The organism is Aquimarina celericrescens, from assembly GCF_042682765.1.
GTDB lineage: Bacteria > Bacteroidota > Bacteroidia > Flavobacteriales > Flavobacteriaceae > Aquimarina > Aquimarina celericrescens.
Genome location: NZ_JBHUHY010000007.1, coordinates 64,684 through 82,996, shown reverse-complemented (window position 1 = coordinate 82,996; position 18,313 = coordinate 64,684). Strand labels below are relative to the sequence as shown.

Annotated in this window: 15 protein-coding genes; 11 read left to right on the top strand and 4 right to left on the bottom strand. The window is 34.1% G+C overall.

All coding sequences use genetic code 11. The annotated features are described in order from the left end of the window. Positions 1-19 precede the first annotated feature (19 nt). Positions 20-3,037, bottom strand: coding sequence for a tetratricopeptide repeat protein (locus tag ACFSJT_RS09420; protein ID WP_378320011.1), 3,018 nt, complete (start codon positions 3,035-3,037; stop codon positions 20-22). A 346-nt stretch (positions 3,038-3,383) separates the two neighbouring features. Between ACFSJT_RS09420 and ACFSJT_RS09415 the strand changes: the two genes are divergently transcribed. Further along, on the top strand, positions 3,384-4,067 hold the full coding sequence (locus tag ACFSJT_RS09415) for a cell division ATP-binding protein FtsE (protein WP_378320010.1): 684 nt from the start codon (positions 3,384-3,386) through the stop codon (positions 4,065-4,067). Positions 4,068-4,715: 648 nt separating this feature from the next. On the opposite strand, the gene typA is transcribed toward ACFSJT_RS09415, so the two are convergent. Then, positions 4,716-6,515, bottom strand: a complete 1,800-nt coding sequence (gene typA, locus ACFSJT_RS09410) for a translational GTPase TypA (RefSeq protein WP_378320009.1) — start codon at positions 6,513-6,515, stop codon at positions 4,716-4,718. Between the two features lie 181 nt (positions 6,516-6,696). Between typA and kdsA the strand changes: the two genes are divergently transcribed. Further along, a complete protein-coding gene (gene kdsA / locus ACFSJT_RS09405) occupies positions 6,697-7,515 on the top strand; it encodes a 3-deoxy-8-phosphooctulonate synthase (protein ID WP_378320008.1) in 819 nt (272 codons plus the stop codon). On the opposite strand, the gene ACFSJT_RS09400 is transcribed toward kdsA, so the two are convergent. Next, entirely contained in the window at positions 7,502-7,864 is a 363-nt protein-coding gene (locus ACFSJT_RS09400) for a DUF1801 domain-containing protein (protein ID WP_378320007.1), read from the bottom strand. The two genes, kdsA and ACFSJT_RS09400, sit on opposite strands and share 14 nt — an antisense overlap. Before the next feature lie 95 nt (positions 7,865-7,959). Here ACFSJT_RS09400 and ACFSJT_RS09395 point away from each other — a divergent pair, with 95 nt between their 5' ends. From ACFSJT_RS09395 to ACFSJT_RS09355, 9 genes are all read left to right on the top strand, one after another. Further along, positions 7,960-8,565 (top strand): hypothetical protein, encoded by a 606-nt coding sequence (locus tag ACFSJT_RS09395; RefSeq protein WP_378320006.1) that lies wholly within the window; start codon positions 7,960-7,962, stop codon positions 8,563-8,565. 154 nt (positions 8,566-8,719) lie between these two features. Continuing rightward, a complete protein-coding gene (locus ACFSJT_RS09390) occupies positions 8,720-9,013 on the top strand; it encodes a winged helix-turn-helix domain-containing protein (RefSeq protein WP_378320005.1) in 294 nt (97 codons plus the stop codon). Between the two features lie 51 nt (positions 9,014-9,064). Next, on the top strand, positions 9,065-9,532 hold the full coding sequence (locus tag ACFSJT_RS09385; RefSeq protein WP_378320004.1) for a Coq4 family protein: 468 nt from the start codon (positions 9,065-9,067) through the stop codon (positions 9,530-9,532). Then, positions 9,523-9,822 carry a hypothetical protein gene (locus tag ACFSJT_RS09380; protein WP_378320003.1) on the top strand — a complete coding sequence of 100 codons (300 nt, stop codon included), beginning with the start codon at positions 9,523-9,525 and terminating at the stop codon, positions 9,820-9,822. The genes ACFSJT_RS09385 and ACFSJT_RS09380 overlap by 10 nt, the downstream gene beginning before the upstream one ends. 11 nt (positions 9,823-9,833) lie before the next feature. After that, positions 9,834-10,481 carry a DUF1361 domain-containing protein gene (locus tag ACFSJT_RS09375; RefSeq protein ID WP_378320002.1) on the top strand — a complete coding sequence of 216 codons (648 nt, stop codon included), beginning with the start codon at positions 9,834-9,836 and terminating at the stop codon, positions 10,479-10,481. Positions 10,482-10,506: 25 nt separating this feature from the next. Then, on the top strand, positions 10,507-11,856 hold the full coding sequence (creD, locus tag ACFSJT_RS09370) for a cell envelope integrity protein CreD (protein WP_378320001.1): 1,350 nt from the start codon (positions 10,507-10,509) through the stop codon (positions 11,854-11,856). A gap of 89 nt (positions 11,857-11,945) precedes the next feature. Then, positions 11,946-12,443, top strand: coding sequence for a DUF192 domain-containing protein (locus tag ACFSJT_RS09365; protein ID WP_378320000.1), 498 nt, complete (start codon positions 11,946-11,948; stop codon positions 12,441-12,443). 24 nt (positions 12,444-12,467) lie between these two features. Further along, on the top strand, positions 12,468-14,087 hold the full coding sequence (locus ACFSJT_RS09360) for a helix-turn-helix domain-containing protein (RefSeq protein WP_378319999.1): 1,620 nt from the start codon (positions 12,468-12,470) through the stop codon (positions 14,085-14,087). A gap of 200 nt (positions 14,088-14,287) precedes the next feature. Continuing rightward, a complete protein-coding gene (locus tag ACFSJT_RS09355; protein WP_378319998.1) occupies positions 14,288-15,061 on the top strand; it encodes a DUF1206 domain-containing protein in 774 nt (257 codons plus the stop codon). 97 nt (positions 15,062-15,158) lie between these two features. Here ACFSJT_RS09355 and secDF read toward each other — a convergent pair whose 3' ends face one another. Beyond that, a complete protein-coding gene (secDF, locus tag ACFSJT_RS09350; RefSeq protein WP_378319997.1) occupies positions 15,159-18,179 on the bottom strand; it encodes a protein translocase subunit SecDF in 3,021 nt (1,006 codons plus the stop codon). Positions 18,180-18,313: the final 134 nt, after the last annotated feature.

Below are 18,313 nucleotides of genomic sequence, written 5' to 3'. Positions count from 1 at the left end.
ACAAATCGTTTTAAAGATATTACTGTTCGGTTTGAATGGATGAATTAGTTTTAGCCTCTTCGGCTTTGATTTTTTTAAGTTCTTCGTTTGCCTCATCAACAATTTCAGGAAAGTCTGAGAAATTTTTTACAACACTTTCTAAAATATAGGTTGCCTGATATGCATCGTTTAGACCATAAAAGTTTTTTGCCATGAGCACCAATCCTTTTGAGCCGTATAATCGATACCCAGGGTAATCTTTTGCAAGTTTTTGTATGGTTTCATTAGAGCTTTTAAAATTTCCTTCTTCATTTTTGAAATATGCATCATAGTACAGCGCTTCGGCTGCCAATTCTCCAATAGCAATTTTCTGAACCTCTGCATACGCTTTTTTGGCTCTGCTCATATCATTAGTTTGTAGTGCAGCCCTTGCAATGAATATTTTGGCATCACTCTTCACCTTATTTTGAATCTTAGGATTTGCCAAAACTTTATCGGCATATTCGATTGTTTTTTGATAATTGAGTAATCGATAATACAATTTCATCAAATTGGATTGAGCAAAAATGATATTTTGAGGATAATCAGCATCACTTTCTAACCGTTCTAAAACCGATATTGCTTTTTCGTAATTACGATTCTCTAGATAAATCTCTGATAATCGGGCCAAAGCTTGTTCAGTGAATTCGGTACGCTTACTTTTAAGCACAAATTCATAATGTGGTATAGCGGCTTCTTTATCTCCTTTTTTGAAATATAATTGAGCAAGATGAAAATGACTTTTTAAAGCATGCAATCCATTAGGAAATTCTGTTACATATTTTTCAAAACCTTTAATAGCACCATTATCATTATTTTCTAAGAACTGTTTTTCTGCTGCTTCAAAAGAAGTATTATCTAAGTCTGCGTCACTAATGTCTACAAAACTTAGTCCTTTTACCCAAGAAGCATATTCGTCGGTTCTGCCCAGGTCCACATAAATTAGTCTTGCTGTATTTACTGCCTGAATGGCTTCTTCTGATCCAGGATATTCTGACACTACTTTTTTAAACTTAGATAATGCTCTATCGCCCTGATCTCCATTATAAAATACCAAACCTTGCTTGAGTAGTGCTTTAGGCACATAGGAACTTCTGGGCACATCTCGAATTAGACGATCATAGGCAGCTATACCCCGATTAGTTTTAGTTTCTGAAATATAGACATCACCCAAAGCAAACATAGCATCATCACGATAGGTAGAACGAGGATATTTTTTGATGAACATCTCCAGATCCTGTATTTTTTGATCATTTTTATTCACAAAACCATAACTAATCGCTTTTTGATAAAATGCATAGTCAGCATCTGGACCATTTGCTTTGATTGCTTTGTTGTAAGCCTCCATCGCAGGCCAGTATTTACTAGAGATAAAATGACTATCTCCTAATCTTAAATACGTATCCACTAGCCTTGCTTCATCTATATCGTTTTTCTTAGAAAAGGCTTCAAAAAATTGTGCTGCCTGTGGATATTGTTTTAACTTAAAATAGGTGTACCCCAAATTATATTCAATTTGTTGATATTCTACTGTTGTTGAAGCGCCAGTACTTCCTTGAAATTGTTTAAATCCAATTAAAGCTTCATCAAAATCATTAAGCAGATAATTACTCTCTGCTTTCCAATAGATAGCCCTTACAGTAAATCTAGGATCAACTTGTTTGTCTAAAGATTTATCAAAATATGTGATAGCTTCACTATAATTATTTTCATTATACAGTTCTATACCACGATAGAAAGCTACTTTTTGATATACTTCTTTATCGGCAAAATTTCGACTGCCTTCCAGTAGATCCATCGCCTCTCTATAATTTTTAGAGGTGATATAAGAACTAATTAATAATTCCTGTATTTCTTCTATAAACTCTGAATTTGGATATTGATCAAGGTAACCCAGCAATATTTTTGGTGTGCTTTCGTACGAATTTCCAATTTCATAACTTAATTTGGCATAATTATACAATGCATCTTCTTTGATTTTAGCTTCAAAATCCATTTCTGAAGCATTCTTAAAAGCATTAAGTGCTTGCTGTTTTTGATCTGTTTTTAAATACGATTCTGCCAAATGATAATAGGCATTTTGAGCCGTAGCATTCCGTCCTCCTACAATTTTATTAAACTCAGAAATCGCATTTGTGTAATCGCCCTGCTTATAGTAGGCATAACCCAGATAATAGTAATCAGTATTGTTCCATTTACCCTTTCGGCCTTTATATTCTTTAAGATGAGGAATTGCTTTTTCGTATTCCCCCAGGTTAAAATAGCTTTCTCCTATAATCTTGTTGAGTTCTGACTTTTCTGAAGGTTTCGATTTTGGCAACTGCGCCAATCCTTCATTAATTGCTTCTTCAAAATTTCCAGATTTAAAGTTCATATCACTCTGGAAATAAGATAAATTCTTATTGTATTGATCGAGGTCCTTTACTTCGTCAAACAATTTGTCTGCTTCCTGATAATTATCGCCCTCATAAGCAATAAAGCCTAAGTAGTACTTTGCCTTCGCACCATATTCAGGAGAATCCTGAACACGATTCAAAAATTTCTTGGCCTCATTAAATCGTTGAATTTTAAAATATGCATAACCGTTATTGAAATTGAATTTTTCTTTTTCGGAACGACTTAAGTTTCCCTCATTGACCTTATCATACCATTTTCTGGCATACGCATATTTTCCGTTATCAAAATAATACGTTGCCGCATCAAGATATGCTGAATTGCGCTTAATACTCGTTGGGTATTGCACGACAAAACTCTCTAGGAGCTGATCTGCATCTTTTTGATTTAACCATACTGCACAATTGGCAATATAATAACTACAATTAGCATCAATGTTTTCGTCATCAACAGCATCACGAACTTTATCAAAAAGATTTTGAGCTGCCAAAAATTGTTTGTTGTTATACAGTTCTAACGCCTGATTATACTGTACCAATTCGTTGGTATAAATTGCAGATTGCTGTGCAGATAATGTTGCAGAGAAGGCAATCACAAAAAGCATCGAGGTGATGTATTTGTTCATTTAATTATATCGATTTAGATTCTGACCTACGCCAGAATGACAATTTAATTGACCAAGGCAAGCCTTGAAATTTTGTTAAGTAAAGATCGTTTCCCGCGAATAAATTTTGTGTTAAAGATAGCCTAATCTTCAAAAGTAATAACGAAAGATTTTAGATATAATTACACGCCTGATTTAGATTTGTGAATTCTTTATGAATACTAAAAACTGATCAATGGATAAAAATTAAAATATTTAGTTCAAAAAATGGTTATCTAGAATACGTTGAAAACTATTTTTAACACTCAATTTTTTTTACTAAAAACTTTTTACTTTTACCAAGTAGTATTAATCTGAAATATAAACCATGTCCAATACGGTATTAAGCCTAAAAGATGCTTCTATTTATCAACGCGAAAGCTTAATCCTCTCTGACGTAAATGTTGAAGTGAATAAAGGGGATTTTGTGTATCTGATTGGTAAAACCGGAACCGGAAAGAGTAGTTTCATGAAAACTCTGTATGGTGATCTTCCACTATTAGAAGGCGAAGGTAGTATAGTTGACTTTGACCTACCCTCGCTTCAGGAAAATCAAATCCCTTTTCTACGCAGGAAGCTGGGGATTGTATTCCAAGACTTTAAATTACTTAACGACAGAACAGTAAAAGAAAATCTCTTATTTGTACTTAAAGCTACCGGATGGACAGATGAAAAAGCAATGGACAGCAAGATAGATGATGTTCTGGATAAAGTGGGTATGAAAACTAAAGACTTTAAATTTCCATATCAATTGTCAGGAGGAGAACAACAGCGTATAGCCATTGCAAGAGCTCTTCTAAATGATCCCGAACTAATTTTGGCAGATGAACCTACAGGAAATCTTGACCCACAAACATCTGTAGAAGTAATGGAAGTGCTACAGGATATTAACAAAAACGGAAATACCATTTTGATGGCCACCCACGATTATGCGTTACTACTTAAATATCCCTCAAAAACTTTAAAATGTGATGGTAACAAAGTATTTGAAGTTGTACAAAGAAAAGGATAAAAGAAAGCATCTTCTATTTTCTTGAATGATGTACAAAAACACCATGTGTTTTACAGAAAAATAGTGTTAAAAACAAAAAGCATATGTAAATTTGTGTATTTCATCGATATTTAATTGTATTTTACCGATTATTTGTTGTTTTTTACAAGTCTTAGCACTAATTATCTTGTTACCTTTGTACTATGAAATTAGGAAAGCATTACAATATTTACCCCAAAATCGAATGCCCCAAATAATTACCCCGAGATATTGAATTAGCCCCAATTCATACCCCAAAATATCGACTATCAGTCCCGAGCCCCCTCTCGGGACTTTATTTTGCCTTCAATCTTTCAAAAAATACATTTCACTTCTCAATTTTTTTAAAACAACTGTAGTTGAACCAACTTGACTAATTTTTATAGTCTTATAGGGCGAAGAATATAATATCTTTCTTTGGGATGGATAAATATTTAAAAAAATAGGAGTATGAAATTATTTTACGGTAGTATGACCTTAGACCTTAAAGCATTGAAAAAAAATTTGAAGCAATTGCCCGAAGCAAGTAGATAAGCTATGAGAAGATAATCTTACAGTACAGTATTAAAGAATTAAAAAAGCCCTGAGAAAAATACTCAGGGCTTCCTATATTATTTTCTATAAGCTACATTACACAATCTTATTTCTCTTTCGCTCTACTTCGGTAAGAAATATCTTTCTTAGTCTAAGATGATTAGGAGTTACCTCTACATACTCATCTTTTTGAATATATTCCAAGGCTTCTTCCAAAGAAAACTTGATCGCAGGAACAATTTTAGCTTTGTCATCTGCTCCGGAAGAACGTACATTCGATAGTTTTTTGGTTTTAGTCACATTAACCGTCATATCATCACCACGAGAATTCTCGCCAATTACCTGACCTTCATAAATATCTTCTCCCGGATCGATAAAGAACTTACCTCTATCCTGAAGCTTATCTATAGAATAAGGAATTGCTGTTCCTTTTTCCATAGACACCAAAGAACCATTAATACGTCCTGGGATATCCCCCTTTAACGGTTGATACTCCTTAAAACGGTGCGCCATAATAGCCTCACCCGCTGTAGCCGTAAGTAATTGATTACGTAAACCAATAATTCCTCTAGACGGAATCATAAACTCACATATCATGCGATCCCCTTTGGCTTCCATACTTAACATCTCACCTTTACGCAAGGTAACCATTTCAACTGCTTTTCCTGAAACATGCTCAGGAAGATCAATCGTTAATTCCTCTATCGGTTCGCATTTTACACCGTTGATCTCTTTGATAATCACCTGTGGTTGTCCGATTTGTAATTCGTAACCTTCTCTTCTCATGGTTTCAATCAATACAGATAAGTGCAAAACACCTCTACCATAAACCATAAATTTATCTGCACTATCGGTTTCTTCAACTCTAAGAGCCAGGTTTTTCTCAAGTTCTTTTTCTAATCTTTCTTTAATATGTCGTGAGGTAACAAACTTACCATCTTTACCAAAGAACGGTGAATCATTGATCGTGAATAGCATGCTCATTGTAGGCTCATCGATCGCAATAGTTTGTAACCCTTCAGGATTTTCAAGATCTGCAACCGTATCGCCTATCTCAAAGCCTTCTAAACCAACAAGAGCACAAATATCTCCTGCAGCTACTTTCTCTACTTTCATCCTTCCAAGACCTTCAAAGGTATGAAGTTCTTTAATTTTTGATTTCTTTATTGTACCATCACGTTTTACCAAAGAAACTTGCATACCTTCAGACAAGGTACCTCTTTGTAAACGACCAATGGCAATACGACCTGTAAATGATGAAAAATCAAGAGAAGTAATCAACATTTGTGGAGTCCCTTCTTCAATTTTAGGAGATGGAATATGCTCAATTACCATATCTAACAATGGCTCTATAGTATCGGTCTCGTTTTTCCAGTCATCACTCATCCAATTGTTCTTTGCAGAACCATAAACGGTTGGAAAATCCAACTGCCACTCTTCTGCTCCTAACTCAAACATCAAATCAAACACCTTTTCATGAACCTCATCTGGTGTACAGTTTTCTTTGTCTACTTTGTTAATAACCACGCAAGGTTTTAATCCCAAATCGATTGCTTTTTGCAATACAAAACGTGTCTGAGGCATCGGTCCTTCAAAAGCATCGACCAAAAGTAATACACCATCAGCCATATTCAATACACGCTCTACCTCTCCTCCAAAATCGGCGTGACCAGGAGTATCAATAATATTGATTTTGGTTCCTTTGTAGGTCACAGAAACGTTCTTTGATGTAATTGTTATCCCTCTTTCACGCTCAAGATCATTATTATCCAGGATTAGATCTCCTGTATTTTCATTTTCACGAAATAATTGACAATGGTACATAATCTTGTCAACCAAGGTTGTTTTACCGTGGTCAACGTGAGCAATTATTGCGATATTTTTTATAGCTGTCATAAACGCCTCATTTTTAAGGGTGCAAAGGTACGAGTTATTTTGTCAGGTTGTATACGAAAACTCAATTAATAAAAACGCTTTTAAAATCAAATTTATTAAGACTACTATTAAGACTACTTTTAGCAATAATTCTTTACTCAAAATATGAAAAGACCTATCTTTGCTTTTTCAAAAAAAATATATGGATCTTTCTAATATCAAAAACCTAAAAAACCTCGAAGCTAATAACTTTTTTCTTCTAGCTGGTCCGTGTGCTATAGAGGGAGAAGAAATGGCTATGCGAATTGCAGAAAAAGTCGTTGATATCACTTCTAAGTTAAAAATTCCATATGTTTTTAAAGGATCCTTTAAAAAAGCCAACCGTAGCCGTATTGATAGTTTTACCGGTATCGGAAATGAAAAGGCCTTAAAAATTTTACGCAAAGTCGGAGAAGCTTTTGAGATCCCGACAGTAACCGATATCCATGAAAATGAAGATGCAGTAATGGCCTCAGAATATGTTGATATTTTACAAATTCCTGCCTTCTTGGTTCGTCAGACGGATCTAGTTGTCGCCGCTGCAAAAACAGGAAAAACGGTGAACCTAAAAAAGGGACAGTTCATGAGTCCTGAAGCTATGCAACATGCGGTTAGAAAGGTAAAGGATAGCGGTAATGACAATGCCATGATCACTGATCGCGGAACCATGTTTGGTTATCAGGATATGATTGTGGATTTTAGAGGAATCCCTACCATGAAACAATACGGAACTACAGTTCTAGATGTTACTCACTCTTTGCAACAACCCAATCAGTCCAGTGGTGTAACGGGTGGACGACCTGATATGATCGAAACTATTGCTCGTGCAGGAATCGTAACTGGGGTAGATGGTTTGTTTATGGAAACACATTTTGATCCGGCTAATGCCAAAAGTGATGGAGCAAATATGCTTCACCTGGATCATTTAGAGAAGCTGTTAAGTAACCTGGTTGCTATCAGACAAACAGTTAATCAGTTATAAACTTTTCTTTTCTGAAATTGTACGCCTGCTCAAGCACCTCAATAAGTACTTGATCATCTATCTCCTCAATTGTCCTATAACGAAGAGACTTTACATACTTCCTTTTATCAGACTCCAATTTATCAAGATGTTTGGTAAAATACTGCGCTCCCCAAAACCCTACATCAACATATCCTTTGGTTACATTGAGATAACATACTGGATTCTTCCCCTCATAATAAAATGGAACTCTCCACTTAAATAATAATTCTACATCCGGTAATGTAGTTTCAACAATCACTTGTAGATGGAGCAGTATAGATTTGAAAGGTTCCTGTTGTTTTAAAATGTATTCTTCGGCTGGGTTCATCTTTCAAAAATAAAACTTTGCGATTATTAATTACAAAAAATCATTTGCACAATTCAATATTTTAATTTTACTTTGCATTTCAAAGTACTTTTAATATGAGCACAGAAGAATACTTAAAAGATATTACAGAGATAAAAGATATGATGAATAAGTCGTCACGCTTTTTCTCGCTAAGTGGTTTATCGGGTATTATGGCCGGTATCTATGCCCTAATTGGCGCGGCTATTGCATATTACCTGGTTAGCATTAGTGGTCGCGATTATTTGATTCTAGATGGTCGAATATTTAATTACATCTTATTAGATCTTGTTGCAGTCGCTCTTTTGAGTATCATAACCGCGATTATCCTAAGTACCAGAAAAGCAAAAAAGAATAATGAAACTTTATGGAACGGTACCTCCAAGCGTTTGCTTATCGCTTTCCTGATTCCATTGATTACAGGCGGGATATATATCACCATAAAGATATTTAGCAGTCATTATGGCCTCACGGGTTCATTAATGCTTATTTTCTATGGATTAGCCCTGGTAAATGCCTCAAAATATACGATTGGTAATGTAAAATATTTGGGATACGTAGAAATTGTATTAGGTTTGATATGTGCTGTGTATCCGGGTTATGGTTTTTGGTTTTGGGTGCTAGGATTTGGTGTCATGCATATTCTTTACGGAAGTTTAATTTACCTTAAGCACGATCGCTAAAGATAAGATTAGAGTAAACTACCCGGGGCAAGCCCATGAGGCATCGGTTGGAAATTAATTTTGATTTTGTGACATGCCAAATAGTATTTAAATCTCGACTATCGAGTAAAATTCTTAGAATATTAAAAAGATTTCTGTATATGCGGAAACAAGAATGAAAAACATAATACACAACATAAACAAAGCTTTTGATCATCGAATTCGATTGGGAATTATGTCGATATTGGTCGTGAATGAATCTGCCGATTTTAAAATGCTAAAGGAATTATTGGGGGTTACCGATGGCAACTTGGCAAGTCATACCAAAGCATTAGAAAAAGAGGAATATATTCTGGTCGAGAAATCATTTATTGGCAGAAAACCAAACACTAGATACAGTGTTACCAAAAAAGGTCGTGAAGCCTTTAAAAAACATGTAGAAGCTATTGAAAAACTATTAAAACAATAGCTATATTTTTTTATCAATTAACTTTGAATTTCAAAGTACTTTTAAATAACTATGAGAGCATTTATTTTAGTAACCATATACGAATGGAGTAAGCAGCCTTACCAAAAATGGATTAAAAAGAACCCTGCATGGGATTTACCTATCGAAAAGTTAATCGCTTATCCCTATGAAAGCTTAGGGTTTCATCTAGGTTGCTTTTTGTTGAAGTATGATTTTACTCCTCAACCCAAACTAGAAGATCATGATGTTTTTCATGTATTAACCAATATAGGTATATCAGTCCCTGAAGAATTAGCTATGCAATATTACCTCTTAGGAAATGGAAAGCGAAGTATGTATTTACTCTCTGTTATTGTATTAGGCTCCCTTTTCTATCCTGATAAGATTAATTTTTTCGCTAAAGCATATAAAAAGGGTAAAACCGCCCACCCATTTTACCAACTAGAGTACAAAAAACTTTTACATCAACCTATTCAAAAAATTCAAAGTACATTTTTAATTACATCACTATGCAAATAACACAAAGTACAAATAAAAAAGCACTCCAAGTAGCCACTATAACCTTTCTACTAGGAACTATCATTTTAATGCTTTATCTCATTTCAGAATCTGCACCTTTTCTTATTGCAGGAGTATTCTATGTATTTATAGCATTAGTTCTTAATACCATTATGCTCATTGAGCTTTTAATTAATGCTATTATCAATCATCGATATTATAAAGAAAATCTAATTACTATTCTATGTTTTCTCATAAACATTCCGTTTGCTATTGGATATTTTTTTCTAGTAACGCATCACCCATTTTAATACCACTTGATATGACACACAAGACTTACAAACAAACATCTTTTGTCAAAAGCTTTTCTATTTCTGTTAGCTTTACCCTTCTGTTATTGATGGTAAGGATCACGAAAACAGGTTCTTTTTTCTACCTGTTTCTTGTCTGGAATCTATTTTTGGCATGTATCCCTTATGTAATCACAATTTTACTAGCCCATTTCAATAGTAAACGATTGTTGTTCTGGTTTGGTTTCTTTGTCTGGCTAGTTTTTTTACCTAACGCTCCTTATATTTTAACCGATATACAGCATATTCGACTAAGCACACTACAATCAGTATGGTTTGATGTTTTACTTATCCTTTCTTTTGCCTTCAACGGAATGATCATAGGATTTGCATCACTACAAATCATGCAAAAATTACTTAGAGAGCGATTATCTAAACAAACTATCAACATTATAACCTATATAATTCTATTTCTCTGTGGATTCGGTATTTATTTAGGTAGAGTTTTACGCTGGAACAGTTGGGATATTATTCAAAATCCTGCGGGAATTCTGTCAGACATACTCAAAAGAATTCTTTTTCCAATTCAACATATCAATACATGGACGTTTACTGTTGGTTTTGGTGGTTTTTTAATCATCACCTATCAATTAATTCAGTTTTACCAGGAAAAAAGATAATACAAACACTATAAATTTATTACTTATGGAAAAACAAAAAAAGTCCTTCGGACAATGGATCAAAACTTCAATCACTATACGCATGCTGATGGTGGGAATACTAATCTTAACCTTACTCATTCCTCTTTCCTATATCAAAAACCTAATCCAGGAACGAGCATATAGACAAGAGGCAGTAGTTAAAGAAATCAACCAAAAATGGGGAAATGAAGTATTATTATATGGTCCTGTTTTAAAAATTCCGTATCAAATCCATTCTTTGAACAAAAGTTGGGACGACAAAGCCAAATCCTATATTGAAGAAGATTTTATAACGATAAAAAATGCTTACTTTTTTCCGAATACACTAGATATCAATGCCAATATAGAATCTGAAACTTTGGGAAGAAGTATTTACGAATCGGTTGTTTACACTGCCAGTATGAACATCAAAGGCTCCTTTATCGCTCCTAATTTTCAAATAGAAGATATTGCAGATGAAGACGTCTTATGGAATAAAGCCACCATACTTATAAATTCTACCAATTTAAAAGGGATAAGAAGCAATCTAGAATTACAAATTGGCAGCAACGCCTATGAATTACAATCTCGATACACTAAAAACTCCTACACCAATATCCTGGAAACCAAACTCCTGAAAGAGAATTCTCTACCCAAAGAAAATCAAGTTGACTTCAGCATGGATTTAGTGATCAACGGAAGTGAGCAATTACGTTTTATTCCAGTAGGTAGAGAGACAAATGTATCCATGACTTCTAATTGGGCTTCTCCTAGCTTTAATGGCAATTATTTGCCGGATACCAAAACCAAAGAAATTACTCAAAACGGTTTTAAAGCCAATTGGAAGGTACTCCAAATAAATAGAGAATTTGAACAAGAATTCTTTGGTGTACTCCCCGAAATACATTCATCAGCTTTTGGGGTAAAATTGTTGATCCCTGTAGATGAGTATCAAAAAAGTGAACGCGCCAGCAAATATGGTTATTTGGTTATCGCCCTCACTTTTCTTGTGTTCTTTTTGATACAAACTATTAGTAAAATTCATATTCATCCTTTTCAATATTTGATGATAGGATTAGCTTTAACTATGTTTTACACACTGCTCATCTCTATATCAGAGCACTCAAGCTTTTTATACGCTTATATTATTGCTGGTATAGCTGTTGTGCTATTAATCTCTATGTACTCTAAGGCTATTCTTAAAAGCTTCAAATTTATGGGATTTGTTGCAGCATCTTTGGCCGCATTGTATGCATTTATTTTTGTAATCATACAGCTAGAGAATTATGCGTTACTTGTGGGAAGTACTGGTTTATTTATAATACTGGCTACCATCATGATGATATCCCGCAGGATTGACTGGAAAAATGATTGATACCAATTGTTAAGATTATAGAAAAGTCATGCTTCTTATTTTTGAAGTGTGGCTTTTTTATCTACTTTTAGTTCTTTAAAATCAATTCGATGAGAAGGAACATTTATTTATCCATTATAACCATTGCTACGGTAAGCTTATTTTCTTGTAAAACAGAAACAAAAAATGAGCAAATGGAGACCAAAGAAATTACTTTTACAAAAGAAGGAGAGCTTTCTTTGTATAATTTAAAAGATTCTATTCCTGATACTATCACCAAGTTAGATATTGAAATTGCTGATGATGAATATCAAATTCAAACAGGTTTAATGTACCGTCAATCCATGCAAGATGATCACGGAATGTTATTTATCTTTTCTGATGAAGCTCCTCGTTCTTTTTATATGAAAAATACAGAGTTTGCATTAGACATTATTTTTATAGATGCTAAAAACAAAGTAGTGAGTATCCAAAAAAATGCTCAGCCATTAAATGAATCTTCTTTACCGTCTGAGGGTCCTGCTAAATATGTACTAGAAGTAAATGCAGGCCTGTCTGAACGATGGAATTTGAAGGCTGGTGATTCCATTTCTTTTGTGAAATTGTAGTTAAACAAACTATTCTATCATTCAATGCTTAAAATCATTATAACCATATCACTTCTATTTGTATTTACAACGCAAGTAAATGCACAGTTAGAATTAAAAAATACTCCTGAAAAAAAAATCGAGAGACTTACAGAGCATCAATCTAATTATTATGACAAAGGAGATTATGAAAAGTTTAAGCTATACACAGATTCTATCTTACAGATCGCCAGAAAAAATAACTTAAAGGAGATTGAAATTGATGCTATCATCAGGCTTGGAGTTTATTATAAGAAAAAGGCAGAATACGATGAAGCTTTATCCTATTATTTAAAGGCTCTAGAAAAATCGAAAACTATTCCTGATACTTTTAAAAAACAAACTGTAATTTTAATTAACGCCGGTAATATTTATAATGTAATTAAAGATACTACAAGGGCAAAAGCTTCTTTTACAGAAGCACTTGGATATATCCAAAAACACAAAGGCCCCGATATTTATAAAATGGCATGTTACATTGGGTTAGGAGGCGTAGCTTCTGTAAAGAAGGAGTATGAAAAATCTTTGGACTACCATTTAAAAGCGAAAGAAATTGGTGAAAAACTAAATCGTGATGACATTATTATTGCCGCCCTAAATAATATGGCAGATAACTACCTCAATCTGGAAAAATACAACAACTCGCTAGAAAGCAGTGAAAAAGCCTTGCGTTTGTATACCAATAAACAATCCTTAGAGAGAAGAGCCCTAAGTCTTTTTCTTAAAGGCGCCGCTTTACTTAAATTAAAAAAATACGATGAAGGTATTTTAGCCCTGCAAATGGCCCAAGGTATTGCATTTACAAATGAGTATCAAAGTATACAAATGGATACCCACAGAAAATTAGCAGAAGCTTTCGAAGAAAAAGGAGATTTAAAAAGAGCCAATATAGAATTAAAACAATATAAAAAATACAAGGAATTATACCTGAAAACATTATCAAAAACAGATAGGGTGCTTATTGAACAAGAACTGGCTGAAAAGGAAGAAGTACTGGCGAGATTAAACAATGATATTACCAAATTATCCTCAGAAAAAAAATATTATTTGGTTTTAGGATTGATCTGCATTTTTGTTCTATCGGGTATATTGTTGTTTTATGTAAAAAGAAACAAACTTACCAAATTAGAAGCAATACAATTGAAGGAAGACAGATTATTGCTAAAAAATGAAAATGAAGCTCTCAAAACGAAAATTTATAAGCTTGCAGAACAAAATACTTCTCCTTCAAATTCAAAAGAAAATAACGCTACTTCTTATCAAAAATCGTCGTTATCCCAAGAGGATCGTGAACTCTATCTGAAAAGGATTCTTGAATATATGGAAACCGAAAAACCTTTTCTTGATATGGATATTAAACAATCTGATATTGCCGAAAATCTCTCAATGACTGTCCATCAATTCTCTGAAGTTTTAAATGTTTCCTTGAAAAAGAATTTCAACAATTTTATAAATCTTTACCGTATCAATGAAGCCAAAAAAATGATGAAAAAACCAGAGTATGAAAACTATAAAATTTTGGCGATAGCCTATGAAGCCGGATTCAATAGCAAAACATCATTTAATCGTGTCTTTAAACAATTAGTTGGACAAACACCTTCAGAATATAAACAGCAATTTGGCTGATTAAGTTCAACTATTTTTTATAGGGGGGCTAAAGCTTCCAAAATCTTATTCTTTCACAACTGATATATATGTATTCTGGTTTTGCTTTCTATGAAAAAGAGTGATCTAACGAAATGAATCAATTATTTTTTCATTACAGCTATACAATTGTAGTAGTACGCGTTATATTTCACTGCAATCATCGAAAACTACTCAAAAAAATGAATCAAAACATCAAAACAGTTGCATACATTGGTTATACGGCAAAAGGTGTTGTTTATGCGCTGACAGGAATTTTGGCTTTAATGACAGCATTTGACCTTGGAGGACAAAAAGCTGGAAAACTACAAATCATCGAGTTTTTAGAAAATCAGGCTTTTGGAAAAATCATTTTAGCGTTACTCGGAGTTGGATTGGCATGTTACGCTTTTTGGAGATTCATGCAAAGTTTAAATGATCCCGAAGGAATTGGAAATGATGCAAAAGGCATTGTCAAAAGAATAAGTTTTTTTATTAGTGGGGCCGTTTATTTGGCGCTTGGAATGTATGCTATCATAGAGATTTTCCAGGAACAAGGACGTAGTGGTAGTAAGATGCCTATAGAAGAACAATCGGGTAAATACCTACTTATCGCTATTGGAATAGGTTTAGCTATAAAGAGTGTTTACCAATTTATCAAAGCAATTAAAGGAGATTTCCTAAATAAATTTAATTTTGGTACTATATCAAGTTCTAAGAAAAAGAGTATCATAAAAAATTTGGGATATTTGGGATTAATTGCACGAGGAATAGTAGTAGGAATCATTTCTTACTTTCTTATTAGAGCAGGTATGGATTTGTCTTCTTCCAACACCATTAAGGGAACCAAAGAAGCTTTTTCTTTTTTAGAACAAAGTACTTCTGGTCCATGGCTATTTGCATTGGTTTCGATTGGTTTGTTGTCTTATGGAATTTATATGTTTGCCATGGCAAAATATAGATCTTTTGATGATTAACAGTATTCATTTTTTATTTTGCCAAAAAGTATATCAATAAAAAATCCATCCCTATTTTCGGGACGGATTTTTTATAATATTAATTTACAAAAAAGAATTACTTCTTCTCTTTGATTTCTTTTTCTTTTGTTTTTAAACCTACTTTCCGTACCGTATCATGCATTATCGGCGTTGCAATAAACAATGAAGAGTAAGTACCGATCAATACCCCAATAATCAGAGAAAACATAAATCCTCTAAGGGGTACAGCAAATATAAATATCGCAACAAGTACTAATAAAGTAGTCAAAGATGTATTTAATGTACGACTTAAGGTACTGTTTAAAGCTCCATTCACATTTTTATCAAGTGACCATGTAGTATGTTCTGCAAAGAATTCTCTAATTCTATCAAATACTACCACCGTATCATTCAGAGAGTACCCGATCACGGTAAGTATTGCAGCGATGAAAGCTTGATCGATTTCCATATTGAATGGCATGAATTTCCACGTAAGTGAAAATACGCCCAGTACTACCAAAACATCATGAAATACTGCCGCAACAGCACCCAAACTAAATTGCCATTTTCTAAATCGCAATAGAATATATAAGAATACCACTATTAATGATGCCAGTACAGACCAGAACGCAGCTTGCTTAATATCGTCTGCGATAGTCGGTCCTACTTTCATAGAAGACATAATCCCTACTTGCTTATCTTCATCGCCGTTAGCAAATTCATCATAAGTCAAGCCTTCTGTAAGGTAAGGCTTCAATGCTTCAAATAATTTGTTTGAGATTTCTGTATCTACAGCATCTCCAGTTTCATTAACTTTATATTTGGTCGTAATTTTCAACTGATTGTTTGCTCCAAGAGTCTTTGCTTGAGCACTTTCGAATACTGCTACAAGGTCTTTCTCTACTGTTGTTGGTACAACATCTTTAGCAAAGCGTACTGTATATGATCTTCCTCCCACAAAATCAACACCATAGTCTAGGTTATTGGTAAATAAAGAACCAACGCCGGTAAGAATAATAATACCAGAGATAACATAGGCGATCTTACGCTTTTTAAGGAAGTCGATATTTACATTCTTAAACAGATTTTTGGTAGCTTTTGTAGAAAACATAAGCTCTTTACCGTTTCTACCGTATCCATCAATAAATAATCTAGTTACAAAAATGGCTGTAAATAATGAAGTAAGAATACCAATTAATAAGGTAGTAGCAAAACCTTTAATAGGCCCCGTACCGATTACCAATAGAATTAAACCTGTAAGTCCTGTAGTAATATTAGCATCAAGGATCGATGATAATGCATTGTTAAATCCATCTTTGATCGCATCGGCTTGAGACTTCCCTTTAGAAAGCTCTTCTCTAATTCTTTCAAATATTAACACGTTTGCATCAACAGACATACCAATAGTAAGTACGATACCTGCGATTCCAGGTAGTGTTAATACAGCTTTTAATCCGGCTAATACTCCAAAAATAAATAATATATTCACTACCAAAGCAACGTCTGCGAAAGCACCTGCTTTGCCGTAATAAAATATCATCCAAATTAAAATAAGTACCAAAGCTATAGCAAAAGACATAATACCACTATCGATTGCTTCTTGTCCAAGTGAAGGTCCAACAACCTCACTCTGGATAATGTCTGCAGATGCAGGAAGCTTACCAGCTCTCAATACATTAGCTAAATCCTGTCCTTCTTCAATAGAAAAATCACCGGTGATTTCACTTCTTCCTCCAGGAATTCCGTTAGGATCACTTACTCCAGGCGCAGAATACACGATATCGTCAAGAACAATGGCAATCTGACTTTGTTGTGCTGCAGCTCTTTTGGTCATTTCTGCCCATTTCTTGGCTCCTTTACCATCCATTTGCATGGTTACCGCTACTTTACCAACTTGATTATAATCTTGTCGCGCATCTGTGATCACTCCACCACTTAATTCTGGCTCGCTATCACGATTTCCCTTAATTGCATATAAATCTAAAATCTCAGAATCTTTAACCGGCTTACCCCAGGCAAATTTAACATATCTTTGCTCTGCAGGGAGTAATGCTCTCACCTTTGGATCGTTTAGATATGCCATTATTTGATCTGCATTCTTTTTAAGCGCCTGAAGGATTACTGGTCCACCCTGTCCTCCTTGACCTATTATTAAATCAAATATCGGGTTTACCTGTGTCTCAACATCTGTAGAATCATCTGCGTCTTCGAGTAGATTTTCGATCGCAGCGTCTTCATCAGTTTTAGTAGTATCTACCTGGGCAGAGTCTACAACAACTTCATTTATTTCTTTTGCCTGAGTTTTATTCTTTTCGAGTTCTTCTTTCAACAGGTTATTGGCCGGAACCAAAAATGAGTAGAAAATCTCTTCCATTTTATACACATCCCAGAATTCTAATTGAGCGGTACTTTGTAACAGTTTCCTTACTCTGTCTACATCTTTTGCTCCTGGAAGTTCTACCAAGATACGGCCAGACTCTCCTAGACGTTGTATGTTGGGTTGTGTCACCCCAAATTTATCAATACGCTTACGTAATACTTCAAAAGCAGACGTTACAGACTCATCAATTTTTCTTCTTAGAACAGGTTTCACCTCTTCATTGGTCATATCATAAATGATATCATCACTTAGATTTTTATTTGCAAAAATATCTGGTGAGGCCAATTTTGCATCAGGAATCTTTTCGAACTCTGTAAAAAAGTCTTCGATATACGTATTCTGACTATTTTTTTGTAATTCATCAGTTGCGAGTAATGCTTGGTTAAATGATGGGTCTTTAGAGTTATTAGAAAGCCCTTTTAAAATATCCTTTACAGAAATCTGAAGAATTACGTTGATTCCTCCTTTAAGGTCAAGACCTTTATTAAGTTCTTTATCCTTTGCATCATTATAAGTGATCCCGGCAATGATTTCCTCTTTACCGATAGAATCCAGATATTCACTTTTTGCAGTTTCTCTCAATTTGGAGTAATTCTCTACGCTTTCAGCATACTTTTGTTGTGCGTAGACTTCAGCTTCTTTTTCTTTGGTGTAGGCTAGATACGTATACGACAGCTGGTATACACATACCAATCCGAATAGGATCGCAAACACTCTAACAAGTCCTTTGTTTTGCATTATTTACTTTTTTGGTCAAATCTTTTAATGAGTAATCATAAAATTTACTCTAGATCTGACAATTATTTTTAATTATTTAAAACTGTAATTGAGCTTTATCATACTAAAGACATAAGCTACATTTAAAGGTTAAA